Below are 21,131 nucleotides of genomic sequence, written 5' to 3'. Positions count from 1 at the left end.
GGTCGTCGCCTCGCTTCGCTTCGCCGTACGTTCGTAGTTGAGACGAGAGAGCCTTCGCCGCTCAGCACGTAGGTGGATGTCTCGTCGGAGGGCGGGTGAAGGGCATTCGAGTGCCCAGGCGCGACGATTTCTGCGACTCGAAGCCCTTTTCTCGCGATGTGTCACCTCGTCGGTGCTGGTCACCTGGGCTTCGTTGCTCTCAGCGTCGGCGGTTCGGCGGCGCTATTGCCCCAACAGGCCCTTGGCCACGTGCGTCACCTGGATTTCGTTGCTGCCCGCGTAGATCATCAGGGATTTGGCGTCGCGGGCCAGTTGCTCGACCCGGTATTCGGTCATGTAGCCGTTGCCGCCGAAGAGTTGGATGGCGTCCATGGCCACCTCGGTGGCCGCTTCGGAGGAGTAGAGCTTCATGGCCGACGCCTCGGCCAGGGAGGGCGGCTTGCCGGCCTGGGTGCTCTCCAGTGCGTTGAAAACCATGTTCTGCACGTTGATTCGCGCTACCTCCATCTTCGCCAGTTTGAGCTGGATGAGCTGGAAGCGGCCGATCTCCTGGCCCCACAGGCTGCGGCTCTTGGCGTAATCGATGCACAGGCGGTGACATTCGTTGATGATGCCCAGAGCCATGAACGCGACGCCGATGCGCTCGGCGGTGAAACTCGAACGTGCGCTTTCGCGTCCGTCGCCACCCTTGTGCTCCTCGGTCTCCCCGAGCAGCCGATCGCGGCCCAGGCGCACGTTGTCGAAGAACAACTCGCCGGTCGGCGAGGCGTGCAGGCCCATCTTCCGGAACGGCTTTCCCTGGGTGAAGCCCTCCATGCCCTTGTCGAGCACGAAGGTCAGCACCTTGCGATCGCGACGATCCGCGCCGTCTCCCTCGTCGAGCTTGGCGTAGACGATCACCGTATCGGCGTACGGGCCGTTGGTGATGAACGTCTTGCGGCCGTTGAGGATGTAGTCCTCGCCGTCACGGCGGACGTAGGTCTTCATCCCGCCGAATGCGTCCGACCCCGAATCGGGCTCGGTGATCGCCCACGCCGCAACCTTTTTCATCGTGACGATGTCGGCGAGCCAGCGCTCCTTCTGCGCGAGCGTGCCCCGGGACATGATGGTGGCCGCGCCGAGACCGAGACTGACGCCCATCGCGGACACCAAACCCATGCAGACACCGGACAACTCACCGATGAGCACCGCCATCATCGACTGTTGTCCGCCGAACGGCCCACCGCCGGATGACTTCCCCGACTCGGGCGGCTCGGCCGACCCCGCGTCGGCCCGCGCTCGCTCCCTGGCGAGCATCTTCTCCACCGATTCCGCACCGAGCGCGTCGATGCCGAACTCCGCGAACAGTTTACGGATGATCGGATACGGCGTCATCTCGCCGCTCTCCATCGCATCCACATGCGGCCGAACCTGCTTGTCGATGAACCCGCGTACCGCGGCGCGGATCATCTCGTCGGTCTCGGACCATTCGAACATCGTTGTCCTCCAAATTTTTCCGGCCCGAGCCGCTCAGGGCAACCGGGCGGAGATATCGTCGATCGTCCAGGGTCCCTCGGTCTCGATCGTCTTCACGTCGTGCCAGCCCGCCAGCTCGGAAATCGCCCCGCCCTGCACCGCGAACACCTTGCCGGTCAGCGGGCAGCCGTCCGAGGCCAGGTAGGCGACCAGCGGAGAGATATTGGCCGGGCTGAACGCGTCGAACTCACCCTCGGGGACCTCCGCGGCGAAGATCGCGCCCATACCGGGCGTGGCGAGGGTCAGCCGGGTGCGCGCCATCGGGGCTATCGCGTTGACCCGTACGCCGTATCGGTCCAGTTCCTCGGCGGCGACCAGGGTCAGTGCGGCGATCCCGGCCTTGGCCGCACCGTAATTGGCCTGTCCCGCATTGGGAATCGTGACGCCCGAGGCCGAGGCGGTGTTGACCACCGCGGCGCTGGGCTGATTCCCCGCCTTGGACTGTTCCTTCCAGTACGACGCGGCATGGCGCAGCACGTTGAAGTGTCCCTTCAGGTGGACCGCGATCACGGCATCCCACTGCGCTTCCGCCAGGCCCGCGACGAATCCGTCCCGCAGGATGCCGGCGTTGTTGACCACCACGTCGAGTCGGCCGAATTCCGAAACCGCCTGGTCCACAAGGCTCTTCGCACCGTCCCACAGCGCGACGCTGTCGGTGTTGGCGCACGCGCGGCCGCCCGCAGCGAGGATCTCGTTCACCACCTCCTGCGCCGGGCCGCTGTCGGCGCCCTCGCCGGCGTTGTCGCCGCCCAGGTCGTTGACCACCACGCTCGCGCCCTCGCGAGCGAACAGCAGTGCGTGCTCACGCCCGATCCCCCGGCCGCCGCCGGTGATGACCGCGACCTTGCCCTCCAATGCACCCATCATTTCTCCTGTTCGATATGTCCGGAAGCCCGGCGCGTTCGGTTCGCGAACCGCGCGCGCCGGGCCAGGCGGAACGTCAGTCCGCGATCTCGGCGAGACCGTCGCTGAGCACGACGTCCGAACCGCGCACGGTCTCGAATGCGTAAGTGGTGATGCCGTCGCCGGCCTTCACCTTCCAGATGCGGGTCGACAGGTCGTCCCCGGGGAACACGAGTCCGGCGAACCGGACGGCGAGTCGGCGCATCCGGCGCACATCGGATCCGCCGACCTCGGTGAGCACCGCCCAGGAGGCGAAGGCCATCGTGCACAGGCCGTGCGCGATGATGCCGGGCAGTCCGGCGTCCTTGGCGACCTCCTCGTCCAGATGCAGCGGCACCGGATCACCCGATGCCGGTGCGTAGCGGAAGGTCTGGTCCTCGTCCACGTGCTGCGGTATCACCGCGATCGGATCCCGGGAGCGAAGGGTGTCGTCGAAACCATGTGGCGGGGCCGATTCCCCGACCGTGCGACCCGCGTCGACATTGCGGAAGAACGCGGTCAGATACTGCTCGTTGACCGGATCGCCTGCCGCGGAACGGGTTTCGATATGCATCGTGATCGTGCTGCCGCTGCTGCGACTCGCGTATCCGATCGCGCGCGCCCTGGCCACCAGCGTCTCCCCCGGACGGATCGGGCGGTGGAAGTGGAAGTCCTGCTCGCCGTGGACGACTCGGCCGAAGATGTCCATCGGCGCGACGTCGATCACCGGAACCAGCATGGCGTCGAATACCGGGACGATCGCGAAAACCGGTGGGGCGAGGTCCCCGGCGCGATGCGCGGCGATGGGATCGTTGGTGGCAGCGGCGTATTCGGCGATCCGCTCCCCGGTGACCTCGAAACGTTCCTCGTCGGACCAGGTGTTCAGCCCCGAATCGTCGAATTCGACCGTCTTCACGCGGTATTCCTCGAGCATGAGCCGGGGCGCTGCGTGGTTACGCTCCGCTGCCGCCTTCGCGCCTGACCGTTCATGCCGCGGCCAGGGTATCCAGGGCCTCGAGTGAGGTTTCGAGCTGCTTCATCCCGTCCTTTTCCACGGCCTTGCCGAGGGCGCCCTTGATCAGTGCGCCCTCGAAGTCGCCTTGCAGCGAGAGTGCGCTGCCCTCGCCGTCAGCGGAGATCCGGAAGGTGAATTCGACCTTCACACCGGCCATTCCGGTCGCGCCGAGGGTCAGCGTGTTCGGCGCGTCGACCGCGACGACGTTCCACTCGAACTTGTTCGCCATACCCAGCATGACGACCTTGGCGACGAGTTTGCTGCCGACCTCGAGCGTGGCGGGCGGCTCCTCCATCCAGCGCTCGTGAATGGAGAACCAGTCGCCCCAGGTGTTCGGATTGCCGACCACGGCCCATAACGCCTCGGGTTCGGCAGCCATCTTCTTGGTGTATTCGATATGTCCCACGGTACAACTCCTCGTCGAGTTCGGTTGCCGGGCAGCGGTTTCCGGCAGGTGTGCGGATCGATGAGCCCGCGTTCAGCGATCGGCGCGCCGATATGCCGTGACGACGGCCGCGCCGCCGAGGCCGATGTTGTGCTGCAGCGCGGCGCTCACATTCGGGACCTGGCGCTTGTCCGCGGTACCGCGCAGCTGCCAGGTCAGTTCCGAGCACTGAGCCAGTCCGGTCGCGCCCAGAGGGTGCCCCTTGGAGATCAGCCCGCCCGACGGATTGACCACCCACTTGCCGCCGTAAGTGGTCTGATTCGCGTCCAGCAGCGCGGCGGCCTCGCCCTCCCCGCACAGCCTCAGGGCCTCGTACATCAGCAGTTCGTTGGCGGAGAAGCAGTCGTGCAGCTCGATCACCTGGAAGTCCTCCGGACCCAGCCCCGCCTGCGCGTATACCTGTTGCGCGGCTTGCACATTCATGTCGTAGCCGATCAGATTCTTGGCGGTGCCGTCGAAGCTGGAGGCGAAGTCGGTGGTCATCGCCTGGCCGACGATCTCCACCGCTTGTCCGGCCAGCCCGTGCTCGTCGACGAAGGACTCCGATGCCAGAACCACCGCGCCGGAACCGTCGGAGGTCGGCGAACACTGAAGTTTGGTCAGCGGGTCGTAGATCATCCGCGCGCCCAGGATGTCGTCGAGCGTGTATTCGTCCTGGAACTGCGAGTACGGATTGTTGACCGAATGCTTGTGGTTCTTGAACCCGATCTTCGCGAAATGCTCCGCGGTGGTGCCGTATTGCTTCATGTGCTCGCGGCCCGCCGCGCCGAACATCCAGGGCGCCACCGGAAAGAGCACCTCGGAGATCTCGGCCATCGCCATGATGTGCTTGGCCATCGGCTGTTCCCGGTCGTCCCAGGTCGATCCGAGTGAGCCGGGCTGCATCTTCTCGAACCCCAGCGCCAGCGTGCAGTCGGCCAGCCCGCCCCGGATCGCCTGTGCCGCGAGGTAGAGCGCGGTCGATCCGGTCGAACAGTTGTTGTTGACGTTGACCACGGGAATTCCGGTCATCCCCAGTTCGTAGACCGCGCGTTGACCGGAGGTGGATTCGCCGTACACGTAGCCGACATATGCCTGCTGCACCTGCCGGTACGAGATCCCGGCGTCGGCGAGGGCCTCGGTACCCGACTCGCGCGCCATATCCGGGTAGTCCCAGTCGCTGCCGTCCTCGTTCTTGCGGCGTCCCGGCTTCTCGAACTTCGTCATGCCGACGCCGACGACGTAGACCTTGTTCGCCATCGAACTCCTCACCTCCGGCCGCCGACCGCACCAGGGCGGCGGCATCCACGATTCCCGCAGGACCGAATGAAACAAACATACAAAGCTGTATGTAACACCGCAAGGGGTCGCCTCCGAGAAGACGGCGAGTTCAGAGCCCGCCGCGGCTACATACAGTCCGCGACGCAAGGGATGTGCGGAGCCGACCGCATCGGGCTGCCGTTGCGGATCAGTCGAGGGTGAGGTTCAGTCCGGTGAGCAGAGATTCGGCGGCGGCGCGCAGATGAGCCGAGGCGCGCCGCCAACGGCGTTGGGCGCGTTCGGGATCGGGAGAGATGAAGTTGGACACCAGGATTCCGCGCAGCACGTCCATCGCGGTGTAGACGAAATCGCGAACCTCTTTGCGGCGCAACTCGTCCGGGACGAATTGCGCCACCGACATCAAGACGGCGTTGTTGACGAAGGGTTCGACCTTCTCCATCTCGGCGGCGAGCACCGCGTCGGTGCGACCGGCCACCCACAACTCCATCGCGGCGATGAACAGCGGCCCCTGGTGCAGCGTCCAGAGCGAATCGAGCATCGCGCCGATCGGATCGCCCCCGACCTGCACCCGGCCGAGCGCTCGCATGGCGGCCTCGGTGCGGCGCTGGGCCAGATGGCTGATCGCGGCCACGACCAGATCGGTCTTGGAGCCGAAATGATGGACCTGCGCACCGCGGGTGACACCCGCTCGCTCGGCCACGCGCGGCGTCGTCGTCCCGGCGTAGCCGTATTCGACCAGGCAGTCGATGGTCGCATCGAGCAGCCGCACCCGCATCTCACTGCTGCGCTGCTCCTGGGTCCGGCGCAGCGGCTTGGACGGTGCGGGCCTGGTCATTCCGGGAATTCTACACTTGCGTTCAGATCTGAATGGAAATGCTGTCCTCCCGCATCGGGCAGGTCAGCCGTCAGGCAGTGCGCCGGGCGAGGCGGACGGTCACCGTGAACAACAGCACGCCCGCCACGGCGAGAGCGGCCCCGACCGCGGCCGGGGCGGTGTACCCCAGGCCGGCCGCGATGACCCGTCCGCCCAGCCACGCACCGGCCGCGTTGGCGATGTTCAGAGCGGCGTGGTTGAGCGCGGCGGCGAGGGTCTGGGCATCGTGGGCGACATCCATCAACCTGGTCTGCAAACCGGGCGACAATGCCGCGCCCGCCGCGCCGACCAGGAACGCACCCACTGCCGCGGAGATCGGATTATGCGCTGCGGCAACGAATCCGGCGAGAATGATCACCATCGCGATCAACGCGGCGAATACCGAGGAGTCCACGCCGCGGTCGGCCAGCACGCCGCCGAGGATGCTGCCGACGATCATGCCGAAGCCGAACAGCGCCAGCACCACCGGGACCAGGCCCAGCGACAATCCGGCCACGTCGGTGAGCGTGGTGGTGATGTACGTGTAGACCGCGAACATGCCGCCGAAGCCCACGGCGCCCACCAGCAGGGTCAGCAGCACCTGCGGGCGGCGCAGCGCACCCAGTTCGGTGCGCGGGTCGGTGACCCGGATGCCGGACAGCTGAGGCACGAAACGGGCGATGGCGAAAACGGTCGTCAGGCCGATCGCGGCCACTACCAGATAGGCGTCCCGCCAGCCCAGATTCTGCCCCAGCCAGGTAGCGGCGGGAACGCCGACAACATTGGCGGCGCTCAACCCCAGCATAACCGCGGCAATCGCCTTGGCACGCTGTCCCGCCGGGGCCAGCGTCGCCGCGGCCAGCGAGGCGACGCCGAAGTAGGCGCCGTGCGGAAGTCCGGAGACGAATCGGGCCAGTACCAGGGTGCCGAACGTCGGCGCGAGCACCGTCGCGAGGTTGCCCACCGTGAACGCGGCCATGAGGACCACCAGCAACCGCTTGCGCGGCACCCGCGCACACAGCGCGGCGATCACCGGCGCACCTACCACCACGCCCAGCGCATAAGCCGACACGCTGTAGCCCGCCGTCGGTTCGGACACGCGCATGGCATGCGCGATATCCGGCAGCAGGCCCATGGTGACGAATTCGGTCGTCCCGATGCCGAAGCCGCCCAGCGCCAGCGCCAACATCGCGGGAATGTGCCAGCGCGTGCGCGGTGACTCACCGTCCCGCGACGGGGGCACGGCCGGAACGCTGTCCCGGCGGGCTGGTTCGGGCTGCACGGACACTTCGGACGCGGAAAGGGATTCGGGCACGGTCAACGCCAACACGGCAGGGATCGGCACCGATACCCGAGCAGCCGGTGATCTCACTCACCGTCGACGGCAGCGGTGCCGCACGGATTTCCGAATCGACTGGGCGACAAAGGTTCCCGCCTGCGGGCTCGCTCCGAAGGACTCGGTTGTAACCCGAATCACCACCTCGGTCCGGCGAAACAGTTCGGGCACCCGCGGCCACCGCGTGCGGTGGGGGCGGGTGCCCGTTGTTTCAATTCGCCGCGGTGCGGTTCACACCGGACGAGCGACCGGCTCAGCTCAGCTGGCGCGCCAGGTTGGCATCGAGCACGCCGAGGAATTCCTCGGTGGTCAGATAGCCCTGATCGCCGCCGACCAGCAGTGCCAGGTCCTTGGTCATCTGGCCGTCCTCGACGGTCTTGATGACGACGTCCTCGAGGGTCTGGGAGAAGCCGATCACCTCGGGGCTGTTGTCCAGCTTGCCGCGGTGCGCCAGGCCACGGGTCCACGCGAAGATCGAGGCGATCGGGTTGGTGGAGGTGGGCTTGCCCTGCTGGTGCATCCGGTAGTGCCGGGTGACGGTGCCGTGCGCGGCCTCGGCCTCGCAGATCTTGCCGTCCGGGGTCATCAGCACCGAGGTCATCAGGCCCAGCGAACCGAAGCCCTGCGCGACGGTGTCCGACTGCACGTCGCCGTCGTAGTTCTTGCACGCCCAGACGTATCCGCCCTCCCACTTGAGCGAGGAGGCGACCATATCGTCGATGAGCCGGTGCTCGTAGGTCAGACCGGCCGCGTCGAACTGCGGCTTGAACTCGGTCTCGAAAATCTCCTGGAAGGTGTCCTTGAACATGCCGTCGTAGGCCTTCAGGATGGTGTTCTTGGTCGACAGATACACCGGATAGTTCTGCTGCAGACCGTAATTCAGCGAGGCCCGCGCGAAGTCCTCGATCGACTTCTTGAAGTTGTACATACCCATGACGACGCCGCCGTCCTCGGGCACCTTGACGACCTCGTGGACGATCGGCTCACTGCCGTCCTCCGGGGTGAAGGTGAGGGTGACGGTACCGGCCTGATGCACCTTGAAGTCGGTGGCGCGGTACTGGTCGCCGAAGGCGTGGCGGCCGATGATGATCGGCTTCGTCCAGCCCGGGACCAGGCGCGGAACGTTCGAGATGATGATGGGTGCGCGGAAGATGGTTCCACCGAGGATGTTGCGGATGGTGCCGTTGGGCGACCGGTACATCTTCTTCAGGCCGAATTCCTCGACGCGCGCCTCGTCGGGGGTGATGGTGGCACACTTCACGCCGACGCCGTGCTCCTTGATGGCGTTGGCGGCGTCGATGGTCACCTGGTCGTCGGTCTTGTCCCGGTACTCGATACCGAGGTCGTAGTACTCGAGATTCACATCGAGGTACGGGTGAATCAGCTTGTCCTTGATGAACTGCCAAATGATTCGGGTCATCTCGTCGCCGTCGAGTTCGACGACGGTTCCCTCAACCTTGATCTTGGACATGGATCTTCGTGTCCTCCTAGGATGGTGCTCCCATTGTTCCGCCAGGTGAACACGCTTGTGAGCGGACCCAGCTGTTCAACAGACAACGTATACGCCCCGTGTTGTCCACGAGACTCGAGGTGCCAAACAGAACAAGCGTACTGGTGCGGTGGATCTCATCGGCATCGGACCTGCCCCGAGTGATAGATCCGTCACATCCGCGCGAATTCCGCTTTACAACGTAGAACCGCTATCGGACGTCGGCGATTCCGCCCGTACCTGGTGAAATCCACCACGAGTTTCGGACTCGCGCACGCTCCGGCTACGATGTCCGGAAGGTCATGAGCACCAGCGCCAAGCCCCGGCTCGCTGGTCGGCAACCCTCCTGTTGCGGTGGGGTGCTCCGGGTGATGACCGGGCTCCCGAAGGCCGGGAGCAAGCGCGATCATCAGGAGGATTCCCGAAATGTGTTGTAGCCGTTCGTTATCCGGACATCGCTGACGCCCACCGGCACATCTCTCGGAGCATGACATGAGTAACTCGCCCGCGCCCGCGACGGATCCGGACTCCGTGCCGCACAGCCCGCGCCGCACCCCGATATTCGCTGACCGGCCCTGGTATTCCCGCGCGACGCCGAGACACCGGAACGCTGTGGCTACCATCGAAGACGTGTGTTTCCCCCTCGTCGACCCGCTTGCGGGCACCCGTGCGCGGACGACCCGCGCGATGTTCGCCGGTCCGAGGGATCGGCGGATTTCGCCTCCCGAGGCGACGGTGGCGCGGTGACCGTGGGCATCGACCGAAGCGCATCCAGTAATCGCGCGGCAACGTTGCTGCCACCGTCGGACGGAAGTCTGGGCACGATCGCGATCGGTGATATCCGGCTGGAGAGCGGCGCCGTGGTTCCCGGGGTCGAACTCGCCGTTCAGCGCTGGGGCGAGCTGTCGCCCACCGCGGACAACGTCGTGCTCATCGAACACGCGCTGACCGGCGACTCGCACGTCACCGGCGCACCCGACGACCTGCATCCGCTGCCCGGCTGGTGGGACGGCATCGTCGGCCCGGGCGGGCCGCTGGACACCGACGAGTGGTGCGTCATCGCCACCAACGTGCTGGGCGGATGTAAGGGCAGCACCGGCCCGGGCTCTCTCGCGCCGGACGGAAAGCCTTGGGGGGCAAGGTTTCCCGGAATCTCCATTCGCGATCAGGTGACCGCGGAGGTCGCGCTGTTCGATCTGCTGGGCATCGAGCGGATCGCCGCGGTAGCCGGCGGCTCGATGGGCGGTATGCGGGTACTCGAGTGGATGGTCGGCCATCCGGAGCGGGTGGGCGCGGCACTGGTGCTGGCCGTCGGACCACGGGCGACCGCCGACCAGATCGGCACCCAGACCACGCAGATCGCCGCCATCACCGCCGACCCGGACTGGCAGGGCGGCAACTATCACGGCACCGGCCGGGCCCCGACGAGCGGTCTGGGCATCGCCCGGCGCATCGCGCACCTGACCTACCGCACGGATTTCGAGCTCGATCACCGCTTCGCGAATCACCCGCAGGGTGATGAGGATCCCCGGCGCGGTGGCCGCTACGCGGTGCAGAGCTATCTGGACCACCAGGCCCGCAAGCTCGCGAATCGCTTCGACGCGGCCAGCTATGTGCTGCTGACCGAGGCGATGAACCGGCACGACATCGGCCGCGGGCGCGGCGGCGTGGCGGCCGCGCTGGCCGCGACCTCGGTGCCCTGTGTGGTCGGCGGCGTGGACTCGGACCGGCTGTATCCGCTGCGCACCCAGCAGGAACTGGCCGATCTGCTGCCCGGCTGCGCGCGGCTCGAGGTCGTGCACTCCCGAGACGGGCACGACGGCTTCCTGACCGAGACCGAGGCGGTCGGCAAGCTGCTCGCCCAGACGATGGATCTGGCACGCACCGCGCGCTCCTGATCGCGGCCGGTGCGGCTCGGGGCTCGGCTCAGCCCACGCCCAAGCTGCTGATCGTCGCGGCCAGCGCGATGATCGTGCCGCCGAGCACCGCGTACGCGCCGACGTCGAAGGGTTTACCGCGCACCGCCAGCAGGCCGACCCGCACCTCCGGGAGTACCAGCCGCAGCACCGACGCCAGCAGTGGCGCGCCGCCGATGACGAACGCCCCACGGCGCCACCGATCCTGCACCAGGAACACCACAGCCACCACCAGCACCACCGCCACCAGCAGCATCGGCAGCTGGTTGCGCAGGAATCCGAGCGGTCGTCCGGTATGAGCGGTCGCGGAAGCATCGGTCACCCCCCGATTCTCGCATTCCTCCGGCGGAACCTCCCGGCACCCGGGTGGCGATGGGAGGAGACGTAGGGTCATCCCGTCCGGACGGGATGAAAGGCTGCGTTCTGCTGTGCTGAGGCTGATGTTCTTCGAACCACGAATTCCGCCGAATACCGGTAATGCGATTCGGCTGGCGGCCGGGTCCGGATTCTCGCTGCACCTCATCGAGCCGCTCGGCTTCGATCTGTCCGAGCCCAAGCTGCGCCGAGCTGGACTGGACTACCACGATCTCGCCACGGTCACCGTGCACGAAAACCTCTCCGCCGCATGGGAATCGCTGAAGCCCGAGCGGACGTTCGCGTTCACCGCCGGAGCGACCACGCGCTTCACCGATATCGCTTACCGTCAGGGTGACGTGCTGTTGTTCGGGCCGGAACCGACCGGATTGCCCGAGGAGGTGCTCGGCGACCCGCACATCACCGATCGGCTGCGAATCCCGATGCTGCCCGGTCGGCGGTCGATGAATCTGTCCAATGCGGCGGCCGTCGCGGTGTACGAGGCGTGGCGGCAGCTGGGGTTCCCCGGGGCGGTGTAGGCCGCGCCGGACCGGTATCAGTCGGCGATCTCGAAGCGCTTGAAGCGGGAAGTGGCGCCACCGGTGAGACGAACCGAACTCTTCGACACCGCGAAATGCGCGGCCAGCAGTTCGATGGCCGCCTTGTTGGCCTTGCCCTCGACTGCCGGTGCGCGCACGTACAGCCGTAGCGCGCCGTCCTCGAGCACCTCGACGAGCGGCCCCTTGCGGCTGTTGGGCGTGATCGTCGCCCGGACCACGGTCGGCATGGCGCACAGCGTAATCCCGCGCCGCACGGCGCCCCATCCGCCGGCTACACATGTGGGAGCCGCATATCGAGGACATCGTGCGCGAGGATCTGCAACTGCCCGGGCGTGGTGAGCAGCAGATCGCCGGTGGGGGTCGCACGGGGCTGCTGGGCGCCGGTGCGGCGGAGTTCCAGGGCGGCCGCTGGAGTGAGAGAGCCGTATCGGAGCGTGTCGCCGGTGCCGCGCCGCTCCCACCCCGTGGCGGACCGGCTCCACACGGTGGTGACGAGGCGGCTCGGCGATCCGGACTCCCAATTCGCGTAGGTGGCGGTCAGATCGGCACCGTCCCAACGCAGATCCTCCAGGGCCGAACAGGCCGAGGTGCCGGGCGGATCGAGTGGGTCGATTCGATCGTTCAGTAGGTCGATGTGTAGTAGACGCGTTGTGCCACAGGCGATTCCGTCGCGGATCCGGCCCGCGATCGCGACCGCCTGACCGTCCGGCCGCAGCGCCGCCCGGTCGAAAGCGGTGGTGACACCTTCGATCCGGCCCAGTGCCCGCACGACGCCGGTATCGGTGTCGACCAGGGAGAGGTGATTGATCCCCCAGGGCGCACCGGGCGGTGACTCGACCCGGTCGAGAACGAGCACCCGCTCACCGGCCGCGAGCAGATGCGGGCCCGACACCACGTCCCCCGGCGCGATCGGATCCGGCGGCGGCAGAGTGATCTCGGCGCGCAGGACGGGGTGCGGGTCGCGCAGATCGGCCTGCATAAAGCTGTCGGGCTCGTTCCACCAGCCGACCGTCGTCCCGTGCAGCGGGAAGATGCGAGCGCAGTGACAGTCCACACGACCCGGCAGCGCCGTGCCGCGTTCCACCTCCATCGCGGTGACCCCGCCGGAACCATCGAGGGCATAGATATGCGAATTGTCCTGTGTGAAACCACTTTCGGCATAATTACCGGCATATCGAGCGATCACCCGCCGCGAAGTGGCCAGCACCAGTTCGGTGCTGGTGCGGAAGACGAACACCCGCGCATTCAGCGCCGCATCGGCACTCCCGCCCGTATCCGACCACGCCGGGGATATTCCCGTGGCGCAGCTCGAGACGATCAACACGCACCCGATGAGCACCGCCATCTTTCCCCCGCAGTAATCGCGGCCGGTCATCGCAGTACCTCCAGGGCTCGGCGGTAGTAGGCCTCACGGGCCGGCAGGCCGTTGTACCCGCCGTTGACCGCTCGGGTGACCGCGGCGAAATCACCGGCGTCGGCCAGTGCGTTGATATCGCGCGAAGTCCAGTACCACTGGGCGATCCGAAAACCGACGTCGGGTCGGGCCGCCAATTCGGGGTTGCCCTCGAGGTCCAGGCCCAGGGCTTGTCCCGCGGCGCGGTAATTGCCCCGGCCGGTCAGCTGGATGGGGCCGCGGCCGTGATAGCGCGGGCCGTCGCCCGGCTGAGTGTTGCCCGCGGCGGTATTCGGCCGGCCTGGATCGTACTGATGGAAGTAGTCGTCGTCGCCCAGTTCCTCGAAATACCGGAATTCACAGCTCTCGTGGGCCAGCTGGGCCAGGAATGCGGCTCGCCGTGCGGGCGTGGTGATCTCGCCCTCCTGCATGGCGGCGTTGAGCGCGGGCAGATATTGCTGTGCTCGATCCATCGACAGATTCGGCATGATCGCGGTGAGCTGCTCGGCCGTGATGCCCGGCGGCGCGGGTTGCTGCGGCGGGAGCGGAGTCGATACCGCTGCGGTGGAGGTATTTTCGGCGGCGTCCCGTATCAGGGAGGCCGCGCGGGAATCGCCTGCCGCCGACATCGGAACCGGCTGCGCGAGAGCCGGTTCCACAGCGAGCATCGGCCCCTCCGTAGAAATCGAACTCACCGAAGAAGCCGGAGCCACCGTGGGAACCGCATCCATCGCGGAAGTCGAATCCACCGGAGCGAGCGCGTCCTGCGCGAGATGAGTTCGCGCGGTAGCGGCCGGAGCCGTGGCAGTGACCGGCTGTTCGACAGGCGCCGCGACACGGTCGGAGTTCACGGAACGCTTCGCCCTCTCGGCCCCATCGCCGGGATGCCGCCGTGGTGCGGAAGGTCGGTCGTCGTGCTGGTCGCCGGAATCCGCGCCGCGGCCGAAAGCGACGGCCAGATGCCGCATTTCACGCTCCGCCGCGAGGATGGCCTGTCTGCCGCGCTCCTCGGCGCGATCGAGCGCGGCCACGGCCTCGGCGATCACCTCGGACCATTCGGCGGCCGCCGACGACCCGGCGGCGACCGTCCAATCGTCGGCGACGGCACAGCCGGCCGCCTCGGCATCGGCGACGTAGTCCAGCAGTGCCATCGCGGTGTAGTGCAGATCGGACAGTGCCTGGGCGCCCGCGGCGCACAGCCCCTCGGCATGGTCACACAGCATCTGATCGTGGCGGTGCGCCGCCTCGACGCGGGAGAGCATCGCCTCGAAGGCCACGCCCTGCCAGCCGTCACCGTCGAGTCGATGACATTCGGTGCGCACCGCGGCCGACAACATCTCCAGATCCGCGATGTGCCTGCCGAATTCGGCCCGCATCCGCTCGGCCGCCTCGAGCGCGCGCCAGGTCACCACCACCGAGCGGGGCGGGGTCATATCCGCACCTCCAGCCCGGCGAGGAGGCGACCGTGCGCGAGATCGGCCTCGATGAACGCAGTGACCGCGCGATCGGTGCGCTCGGCCAGCCCGCCCAGCCGATCGGCACTGCGCTGGACCAGATCCGCCGCCGTGCAGGCCGATTCGCACAGCAGCGACACCGCGGCACTGTGCGGCACCAGGTCACCGATCAGCGCGGCTATCTGGATCGCCGCGCCGCGGACCGTGTCGAGCTCCTGGCCCGCCTGGCGCGCGAGCCGGCCGAATCGCCGTACCGCATCCGTGTCGACCACACAGGAATCACCGATCACACCCGAACCGGACATCGCTCCCCCTCGTTCGAATCGCTGCTCACCGACTTCCGGCACCGTATCCAGCCCCGAACGTGCCTGTCACGGGTCCAGCGACAGCCGCACCCTCTCCCGGTGAACGCACCCTTTTCGCAGCTCGCAGAGGGTGCGGGAACGAAATGGGGGTGCGTGTTCTCCGATCCGCCGGCTTGCCGATACGAGACCACCGAGTCTTGTCTGTGAGACCCGGTACGCTCGGGTGGGAACGGGGGCGGCAGGGCCCTGGCAACGACCAGAGAGTGTGGTATGTCCAAGCGATTGACAGTCCTGCTGGCGATGACAGCGGGAATCATCCTGGCGACGACGGGTGCGGCCCTGGCCGGTCCGGTCACCATTCACGACGATTCGAAGGTTCTCGACGCCGGGCGCGTGACCACGGCCGGGAACACACTGCCCGATCCGGTGCAGATCTACACCACCGAGAAGTTCTCCGACGACAGCTCCGCGTTCGAGAGCGAGGCGAAGAAGGATGTTCGGAGCGCGACCGATGTGGTGATCGCGATCAACACCAAGTCCCGGCATCTGGCGATCGAGACCGGCTCGAATTCGCACATCCGGGACACCTCGGCCGCGGGCGCGGCGTTCAAGGGCGCCTTCGGCTCCGGTGATTACACCGGCGCGACGGTGGCCGCACTGCAATCGCTCGCGAGCACCGCCAACCAGGCGGCCCCGCACAATTCGAACAACGTTGCGCCACAACGGGTTCACCACCACGCAACGAGCAGCGGTCACGGCACCAGTTGGCTGGGCTGGCTGTGCCCGCTGATCATCCTGGTCCTGCTCGTGGCCGCAATCGTCGCGGTGGTCCGCCGACGGCGTGGCGGCGGCGGCGGATTCCCCGGTGGCGGCGCGCCGGGCGGCTACGGCCCGGGCGGTTACGGCCCAGGCGGCTACGGCCCCGGCGGCGGCTACGGCCCGGGCTACAACCAGGGCGGCGGAATGAGCCCCGGTATGGCCGGTGGCCTCGGCGCGGTCGGCGGCGCGGTGGGCGGCGGCCTGCTCGGTTACGAACTCGGGAAGATGGAAGGCCGCGAGGAAGAACGTGACCGCGGCGGCTACGACCAGGGCTACGACCAGGGCGGATACGACCAGGGTTATCAGGGCGGCGACCAGTTCGGCGGCGGTGGAGGCGATTACAGCTTCGGCGGCGACAGCGGCGGCGGGTTCGACGGCGGCGGTGGTGACGGCGGCGGAGGCGGCGGCAGCGACTTCTGAGCCGGGTTCAGCGGAAGTCGCGTGAGCGTGACGCGACGCGCAGATCCATGCGTTGCAGATGTTCCGCGACAACGCTGACCGCGCCCTCGGCGTTCTGCACGCGTCCGCGCACCAGAAGTGCGGACGCCCCTTGGGCCAGGCGGCGATAACGCTGCCACAACCCCACCGAGCACACCACGTTCACCATGCCGGTCTCGTCCTCCAGATTGATGAAGGTGACCCCGGCGGCGGTGGCGGGCCGCTGCCGATGTGTGACGGCCCCACCCACCAGCACTTTCGAGCCGTCGGGCACCGCGAGCAATCCGGCGGCCGGTATCGCGCCCAGGGCATCCAGTTGCGAGCGCAGGAATTCGGTCGGATAGCTGCCGGGGGAGACGCCGGTCGCCCAGACATCGGCGGCGGCCGACTCCAAGTCGCTCATCCCGGGAAGTGTCGGCGCGGCGGTGGCCGCGCCGGTGCCGGGCAGCCGATCCGCCCGCTCGCCCGCCGCGGCGCCGGCGGCCCACAGCGCCTCTCGACGGGTGATCCCCAGACTGTCCAGCGCACCGGCGGTGGCCAGCGACTCGGCCTGCGGCACGGTCAATTCCACCCGTCCGGTCAGGTCCAGGAACGATGTGTAGGGACCGCTCGCCCGAGCCTCGACGATCCGGGCGGCCAGATCGTCGCCGATGTACCGGACCGTACCCAGTCCGAGCCGCACCCGCGTCCCGTGCTCCTCCAGGGTCGCCGCGGCGAGGCTGTGGTTGATATCGGGGCCGCGCACCACCACCCCGTGTCGCCGGGCATCGGCGACCAGGGATTGCGGCGAGTAGAAACCCATCGGCTGCGCGTTGAGCAGTCCGGCGCAGAACGCCGCCGGATGGTGCAGTTTGAACCACGCCGAATAGAAGACCAGTGCGGCGAAACTCTGCGAATGGCTTTCCGGGAAACCGAAATTCGCGAAGGCGTATACCTTCTCGTAGATCCGATCGGCCAATTCGCCGGTGATGCCGTGCAATTCGCGCATACCGCGGTAGAACCGCTCGCGCAGTCGCTCCATCCGCTGCGGCGAGCGTTTGGAACCCATCGCACGGCGCAGTTGATCCGCCTCGGCCGCGGTGAAACCGGCCACGTCGACGGCCATCTGCATCAACTGCTCCTGGAACAGCGGCACGCCGAGCGTCCGATGCAGCGAATTACGCAGCGCCTCATGATCGAACTCCACTTCTTCGGCGTTGTTGCGGCGGCGGATATAGGGATGTACCGAACCTCCCTGAATGGGGCCGGGCCGAATCAGCGCCACCTCTACGACGAGATCGTAGAATTCACGCGGCCGCAGCCGCGGCAGGGTGGCCATCTGAGCCCGTGACTCCACCTGGAACACTCCCACCGCATCGGCGCGCGAAAGCATGTCGTACACGGCGGTTTCGGCGAGATCGAGCCGATGTAACTCGACGAGTTCGCCCTTGTGTTCGTGTACGAGATCGATCATGTAGTGCAACGCCGAGAGCATGCCCAGACCGAGCAGATCGAACTTCACCAATCCCGCGACGGCGCAATCGTCCTTGTCCCACTGCAGCACACTGCGTCCGGGCATGCGCGCCCACTCGACCGGGCATACGTCGGCGATGGGCCGATCGCAGATCACCATGCCGCCGGAATGAATGCCCAGATGTCGTGGCAGCCCCTCGATCCGGCCCGCCAATTCCAGGACCTCGGGGGGAATATCGGAATTCGTCTCCTCGGCGACACCGTTCCAGCGAGTCACCTGTTTACTCCACGCGTCCTGCTGTCCGGGCGAGAACCCGAGGGCACGTGCGGCATCGCGAACCGCGGACTTACCGCGATAGGTGATCACGTTGGCCACCTGCGCGGCATATTCGCGCCCGTACCTGCGGTAGACGTACTGGATCGCCTCCTCCCGGCGATCGGACTCGATATCGATGTCGATATCGGGCGGCCCATCGCGCTCGGGCGCCAGGAAGCGTTCGAACAGCAGGTTGTTGGCCACCGGGTCCACATTGGTGATGCCGATGGCGTAGCAGACCGCGGAATTGGCCGCCGAACCCCTTCCCTGACACAGGATGCCGCTCTTGCGGCAGAATTCGACGATGTCGTGCACCACCAGGAAATAGCCGGGAAAACACATCTCGGAGATGACCCGCAGTTCGTGGTCGAGCTGCCGGTAGGCCTTCGGGTTCGCCGACCGTGAACCGTAGCGCCGCTCGGCCCCCTCGTAGGTGATCCTGTGCAGCCAGGAATCCTCGTCGTATCCGTCGGGAACGTCGAACGGCGGCAGTTGCGGCGCGATCAGCTGGAGATCGAAAGCGCATTCCCGCGCCAGGGCAACGGCATTGGGCACCGCCTGCGGGCAGGCGGAGTACAGCCGGGCCATCTCCGCACCGGAACGCAGGTGCGCCCCGCCGGCGGGGGCGAGCCAGCCGTCCATTCCGTCCAGGCTCCGCCGGGCCCGCACCGCGGCCAGCGCCATCGCCAGCCGGCCCTGCCGAGGTGCGGCGAAATGCGCCGCGGTGGTGGCGATGATCGGCAGTCCGACCCGATCGGCCAGGGCGACGAGCCGGGCATTGCGCTCGTCGTCGGTCGCGGTGCCGTGCCGGGTCAGTTCCACGGTGACCCGGTCGGGGCCGAACCGCTCCACCAGATCGCGCAGTGCGGCCTCGGCCTGTGCGTCGCCCTCCCGAAGTGCCTGGCGCACATGGCCTTTGCGGCATCCGGTGAGAATCTGCCAGTGTCCGCCCGCCGCGGCGGTGAGCCGATCCAGGTCGTAGCGCAGGATCCCCTTCTCCCCACCGGTCATGTGCGCGAACGACATCTCCCGCGACAACCGCCGATAGCCCTCCTGCCCCCGGGCGAGTACCAGCAGGTGCGTGCCGCCCGGATCGGGGTTGCCCGCGCGCGGCTCGGTATCCCCGATACCGTTTCCGGTGACATCGCCCAGTGACAGCTCCGCGCCGAACACCGTCGGCAAACCCCATTCGCGCGCGGCCTCCGCGAAACGGACCACACCGTAGAACCCGTCGTGATCGGTCAGCGCGAGCGCCTCGAGCCCGAGCCGCACCGCCTCCTCCACGAGTTCCTCGGGCTGGCAGACGCCGTCGAGAAAGCTGTAGGCCGAGTGCGCGTGCAATTCCGCATACGGCACCGCCGGCTCGCCACCGCGCGGTCGCTCTCCCGCCCGATACGCACCACGTTTACGCGACCAGGCCGGACTGTCCCCGCCGTCACCCTCGGGCTGCTCGCGCCCCGGCCGCCCGGACAGCACCCGCTCCATTTCCGCCCAGCTCGGCGGGCCCTGGCCCCAGCCCATACTCACCTCCGACAGACCATTCGGTTCTTTCCATTCTCGAACATACATTCGATATGTGGCAAGTGTCCGGATTCGCGCATCATCACCCCGCCCACCCGGCCGCGGGACCGACAACCGGCCGATGACGCGGCACACCGTTGCCGCCGGAACTTACTTTGGAGTAAGTTAATCTCGAATCCAACTGCAAGGGAGCGGTGATGATCGACAATCACGCGGCCGACCGGCCCCGGCGAGGCCGACTGGAGCTGACCGGCAGGCATGTACTCATCACCGGAGCCTCCTCCGGAATCGGCTGGGCCGCCGCGCTCGCGGTCGCCGCCAAGGGCGCGGTGGTGCTACTGCTGGCCCGCCGCGAGGAGGAATTGGCCGCGGTGGTCGCCGAGGTGCGGGACGCGGGCGGGCAGGCGCACGGATACCGCTGCGATGTGACCGACGCCGAATCGGTCGAGCAGACGGTCGAGGCCGTCCTCGACGAGCACGGCCATGTCGACATGCTGGTCAACAACGCCGGGCGGTCCATCCGGCGGGCCGTGCACCGCTCCACCGACCGGATGCACGACTTCGAGCGCACCATGGCGGTCAACTATTTCGGCGCGGTACGGATGACGCTGGCGCTGCTGCCGCAGATGCGCGAACGCAAGTTCGGGCATGTCGTCAACATCTCCAGCGCCGGTGTGCAGGTCGCCACCCCGCGCTTCGCCGCCTATCTGGCCTCCAAGGCCGCGCTGGACAAGTTCGCCGAGGTGACCGCGGTCGAAATGCTCGCCGACAACGTCACCTTCACCACCATCCACATGCCGCTGGTGCGCACCCCGATGATCGCTCCCAGCGGTCGACAGGGCCCCTCGGAATCCCCCGAATGGGCCGCGGCGACCATCGTGCGCGCGCTGGCCGAACGCCCCAAGCGCATCGATGTCCCGCTGGGCACCCTCGCCGAATACGGCAGCCTGTTCACTCCGCGTTTCAAGGACCGGGTGCTGCACCGGTACTACCGCGCCCTGCCGGACTCCCCCGCCGCCAAGGGCGAGGCCGCCGCCGCGAGCACACCCGAGCCCGCTCCGGAAACCCTTGCCCCGCAACGTAAACCGCACCGCGAACGGTCACAGGCCGGGCGCGCCACCCGCACCGTCCTGCGCCGCGCGGCGCGTCTGGTCCCCGGAACCCACTGGTAGATCAGCGCGTTCGCGCGCCCACACCATCCCCCGGCCGGACTCCCCCGGCGCGTGCGGCTCGCGCGGCTCGGTCCGATCCAATCGCCATCCGAGCCGCCGGGGCACGGCCGCACTGCGCGCATTGGCTGCGTCGCAGTGGATTTCGATGCGTTCGACACCGGGCAGGTCCAGTGCGATCGCCGCCAGCGCGGCAACCGAGCGGGTGATCACGCCGCGGCCGGTATGGCCGGTGTGGCACCAGTATCCGATCTCCAGTGTCGCGGGACCGACCCGATCGTGCAGGCCGAGCGCGCCGAGCAGCGTTCCCGCCGAATCGAATATGCCGTAGTTGCAATTTCCCTCGGCGGGCCAGTCCGCGACCGCGGTTTCGATGAACTCGCGCTGATCCGCACGCGTCCGCCGCTCGGGCAGCCACGGCATCCAGGTGTGCAGTTCCTCGTACGACGCCTCGATCGCCTGGAACTGCGCCTCGGCATCGCCGCGCTGCCACCGCCGAATCACCAGGTCGCCGAGGTCGATTCGTTCGGGCGGAGCGACTTGTGGCGTCAGCACCGCGGGCCGGGCAGTCTCCATGCCACGATGGTGCCGCCGGCGGGCGTACGGCGGCAACACCATTTTCAGCCGGTTTCCCGGCAG

General features: G+C 67.6%; 19 protein-coding genes and 1 riboswitch. Of the genes, 4 read left to right on the top strand and 15 right to left on the bottom strand.

Annotated elements, in window-relative coordinates; all coding sequences use genetic code 11:
• Window positions 1-222 precede the first annotated feature (222 nt).
• From AC5WS7_RS26625 to AC5WS7_RS26590, 8 genes are all read right to left on the bottom strand, one after another.
• Window positions 223-1,476 (bottom strand): acyl-CoA dehydrogenase family protein, encoded by a 1,254-nt coding sequence (locus AC5WS7_RS26625; protein ID WP_495957317.1) that lies wholly within the window; start codon window positions 1,474-1,476, stop codon window positions 223-225.
• 33 nt (window positions 1,477-1,509) lie between these two features.
• Window positions 1,510-2,379 carry an SDR family oxidoreductase gene (locus AC5WS7_RS26620; RefSeq protein WP_495957316.1) on the bottom strand — a complete coding sequence of 290 codons (870 nt, stop codon included), beginning with the start codon at window positions 2,377-2,379 and terminating at the stop codon, window positions 1,510-1,512.
• 76 nt (window positions 2,380-2,455) lie between these two features.
• On the bottom strand, window positions 2,456-3,313 hold the full coding sequence (locus AC5WS7_RS26615; protein WP_495957315.1) for a MaoC/PaaZ C-terminal domain-containing protein: 858 nt from the start codon (window positions 3,311-3,313) through the stop codon (window positions 2,456-2,458).
• Window positions 3,314-3,383: 70 nt separating this feature from the next.
• On the bottom strand, window positions 3,384-3,818 hold the full coding sequence (locus AC5WS7_RS26610) for a type II toxin-antitoxin system Rv0910 family toxin (RefSeq protein ID WP_495957314.1): 435 nt from the start codon (window positions 3,816-3,818) through the stop codon (window positions 3,384-3,386).
• Window positions 3,819-3,890: 72 nt separating this feature from the next.
• On the bottom strand, window positions 3,891-5,096 hold the full coding sequence (locus AC5WS7_RS26605; RefSeq protein ID WP_495957313.1) for a lipid-transfer protein: 1,206 nt from the start codon (window positions 5,094-5,096) through the stop codon (window positions 3,891-3,893).
• Between the two features lie 208 nt (window positions 5,097-5,304).
• Window positions 5,305-5,952 carry a TetR/AcrR family transcriptional regulator gene (locus AC5WS7_RS26600; RefSeq protein WP_495957312.1) on the bottom strand — a complete coding sequence of 216 codons (648 nt, stop codon included), beginning with the start codon at window positions 5,950-5,952 and terminating at the stop codon, window positions 5,305-5,307.
• 70 nt (window positions 5,953-6,022) lie between these two features.
• Window positions 6,023-7,159, bottom strand: coding sequence for an MFS transporter (locus AC5WS7_RS26595; RefSeq protein WP_495957464.1), 1,137 nt, complete (start codon window positions 7,157-7,159; stop codon window positions 6,023-6,025).
• A 400-nt stretch (window positions 7,160-7,559) separates the two neighbouring features.
• On the bottom strand, window positions 7,560-8,777 hold the full coding sequence (locus AC5WS7_RS26590; RefSeq protein ID WP_495957311.1) for an NADP-dependent isocitrate dehydrogenase: 1,218 nt from the start codon (window positions 8,775-8,777) through the stop codon (window positions 7,560-7,562).
• 316 nt (window positions 8,778-9,093) lie between these two features.
• Window positions 9,094-9,204: riboswitch (SAM riboswitch) on the top strand.
• Between the two features lie 334 nt (window positions 9,205-9,538).
• On the opposite strand from AC5WS7_RS26590, the gene metX reads away from it, so the two are divergent.
• The gene (metX, locus tag AC5WS7_RS26585) at window positions 9,539-10,693 is read left to right on the top strand and encodes a homoserine O-acetyltransferase MetX (RefSeq protein ID WP_495957310.1); all 1,155 of its coding nucleotides are present in this window, start codon (window positions 9,539-9,541) and stop codon (window positions 10,691-10,693) included.
• Between the two features lie 28 nt (window positions 10,694-10,721).
• Here the strand turns inward: metX and AC5WS7_RS26580 are convergent, their stop codons facing one another.
• Complete coding sequence (locus AC5WS7_RS26580; protein WP_067886685.1) at window positions 10,722-10,967, bottom strand: DUF3017 domain-containing protein; 246 nt, start codon at window positions 10,965-10,967, stop codon at window positions 10,722-10,724.
• A 172-nt stretch (window positions 10,968-11,139) separates the two neighbouring features.
• On the opposite strand from AC5WS7_RS26580, the gene AC5WS7_RS26575 reads away from it, so the two are divergent.
• The gene (locus AC5WS7_RS26575) at window positions 11,140-11,604 is read left to right on the top strand and encodes a tRNA (cytidine(34)-2'-O)-methyltransferase (RefSeq protein WP_495957309.1); all 465 of its coding nucleotides are present in this window, start codon (window positions 11,140-11,142) and stop codon (window positions 11,602-11,604) included.
• Window positions 11,605-11,621: 17 nt separating this feature from the next.
• Here AC5WS7_RS26575 and AC5WS7_RS26570 read toward each other — a convergent pair whose 3' ends face one another.
• The 4 genes from AC5WS7_RS26570 to AC5WS7_RS26555 are packed head-to-tail and all read right to left on the bottom strand — an operon-like array spanning window position 11,622 to window position 14,777.
• Window positions 11,622-11,852 (bottom strand): DUF167 domain-containing protein, encoded by a 231-nt coding sequence (locus AC5WS7_RS26570; RefSeq protein WP_495957308.1) that lies wholly within the window; start codon window positions 11,850-11,852, stop codon window positions 11,622-11,624.
• Window positions 11,853-11,896: 44 nt separating this feature from the next.
• Window positions 11,897-13,000, bottom strand: coding sequence for a hypothetical protein (locus AC5WS7_RS26565; RefSeq protein ID WP_495957307.1), 1,104 nt, complete (start codon window positions 12,998-13,000; stop codon window positions 11,897-11,899).
• Window positions 12,997-14,451, bottom strand: coding sequence for a glycoside hydrolase family 19 protein (locus AC5WS7_RS26560; RefSeq protein ID WP_495957306.1), 1,455 nt, complete (start codon window positions 14,449-14,451; stop codon window positions 12,997-12,999). Before AC5WS7_RS26560 ends, AC5WS7_RS26565 begins: the two co-directional genes overlap by 4 nt.
• Window positions 14,448-14,777, bottom strand: coding sequence for a hypothetical protein (locus AC5WS7_RS26555; RefSeq protein WP_495957305.1), 330 nt, complete (start codon window positions 14,775-14,777; stop codon window positions 14,448-14,450). The genes AC5WS7_RS26560 and AC5WS7_RS26555 overlap by 4 nt, the downstream gene beginning before the upstream one ends.
• 270 nt (window positions 14,778-15,047) lie before the next feature.
• Between AC5WS7_RS26555 and AC5WS7_RS26550 the strand changes: the two genes are divergently transcribed.
• On the top strand, window positions 15,048-16,016 hold the full coding sequence (locus tag AC5WS7_RS26550; RefSeq protein ID WP_495957304.1) for a hypothetical protein: 969 nt from the start codon (window positions 15,048-15,050) through the stop codon (window positions 16,014-16,016).
• 7 nt (window positions 16,017-16,023) lie between these two features.
• Here AC5WS7_RS26550 and AC5WS7_RS26545 read toward each other — a convergent pair whose 3' ends face one another.
• Window positions 16,024-19,323, bottom strand: a complete 3,300-nt coding sequence (locus AC5WS7_RS26545) for an error-prone DNA polymerase (protein ID WP_495957303.1) — start codon at window positions 19,321-19,323, stop codon at window positions 16,024-16,026.
• Window positions 19,324-19,520: 197 nt separating this feature from the next.
• Between AC5WS7_RS26545 and AC5WS7_RS26540 the strand changes: the two genes are divergently transcribed.
• Window positions 19,521-20,495: an SDR family NAD(P)-dependent oxidoreductase gene (locus AC5WS7_RS26540; protein WP_495957302.1), complete on the top strand. Its 975-nt coding sequence runs from the start codon at window positions 19,521-19,523 to the stop codon at window positions 20,493-20,495.
• Here AC5WS7_RS26540 and AC5WS7_RS26535 read toward each other — a convergent pair.
• Window positions 20,424-21,068 carry a GNAT family N-acetyltransferase gene (locus tag AC5WS7_RS26535; protein ID WP_495957301.1) on the bottom strand — a complete coding sequence of 215 codons (645 nt, stop codon included), beginning with the start codon at window positions 21,066-21,068 and terminating at the stop codon, window positions 20,424-20,426. The two genes, AC5WS7_RS26540 and AC5WS7_RS26535, sit on opposite strands and share 72 nt — an antisense overlap.
• Between the last annotated feature and the right edge of the window lie 63 nt (window positions 21,069-21,131).

It is taken from the genome of Nocardia sp. PLKS1-43 (assembly GCF_059510335.1).
Note: the sequence above shows the minus strand (reverse complement) of the source record. Positions and strands in the feature narration are given on the sequence as shown.

Bases quoted from the DNA above. Each gene is read 5' to 3' on its own strand.
- AC5WS7_RS26625 (WP_495957317.1), bottom strand. From the start codon at position 1,476: ATGTTCGAATGGTCCGAGACCGACGAGATGATCCGCGCCGCGGTACGC.
- AC5WS7_RS26620 (WP_495957316.1), bottom strand. From the start codon at position 2,379: ATGGGTGCATTGGAGGGCAAGGTCGCGGTCATCACCGGCGGCGGCCGG.
- AC5WS7_RS26605 (WP_495957313.1), bottom strand. From the start codon at position 5,096: ATGGCGAACAAGGTCTACGTCGTCGGCGTCGGCATGACGAAGTTCGAG.
- AC5WS7_RS26600 (WP_495957312.1), bottom strand. From the start codon at position 5,952: ATGACCAGGCCCGCACCGTCCAAGCCGCTGCGCCGGACCCAGGAGCAG.
- AC5WS7_RS26595 (WP_495957464.1), bottom strand. From the start codon at position 7,159: ATGTTGGCGCTGGCGCTGGGCGGCTTCGGCATCGGGACGACCGAATTC.
- AC5WS7_RS26590 (WP_495957311.1), bottom strand. From the start codon at position 8,777: ATGTCCAAGATCAAGGTTGAGGGAACCGTCGTCGAACTCGACGGCGAC.
- AC5WS7_RS26580 (WP_067886685.1), bottom strand. From the start codon at position 10,967: ATGCTGCTGGTGGCGGTGGTGCTGGTGGTGGCTGTGGTGTTCCTGGTG.
- AC5WS7_RS26570 (WP_495957308.1), bottom strand. From the start codon at position 11,852: ATGCCGACCGTGGTCCGGGCGACGATCACGCCCAACAGCCGCAAGGGG.
- AC5WS7_RS26565 (WP_495957307.1), bottom strand. From the start codon at position 13,000: ATGACCGGCCGCGATTACTGCGGGGGAAAGATGGCGGTGCTCATCGGG.
- AC5WS7_RS26560 (WP_495957306.1), bottom strand. From the start codon at position 14,451: ATGACCCCGCCCCGCTCGGTGGTGGTGACCTGGCGCGCGCTCGAGGCG.
- AC5WS7_RS26555 (WP_495957305.1), bottom strand. From the start codon at position 14,777: ATGTCCGGTTCGGGTGTGATCGGTGATTCCTGTGTGGTCGACACGGAT.
- AC5WS7_RS26550 (WP_495957304.1), top strand. From the start codon at position 15,048: ATGTCCAAGCGATTGACAGTCCTGCTGGCGATGACAGCGGGAATCATC.
- AC5WS7_RS26545 (WP_495957303.1), bottom strand. From the start codon at position 19,323: ATGGGCTGGGGCCAGGGCCCGCCGAGCTGGGCGGAAATGGAGCGGGTG.
- AC5WS7_RS26540 (WP_495957302.1), top strand. From the start codon at position 19,521: ATGATCGACAATCACGCGGCCGACCGGCCCCGGCGAGGCCGACTGGAG.
- AC5WS7_RS26535 (WP_495957301.1), bottom strand. From the start codon at position 21,068: ATGGAGACTGCCCGGCCCGCGGTGCTGACGCCACAAGTCGCTCCGCCC.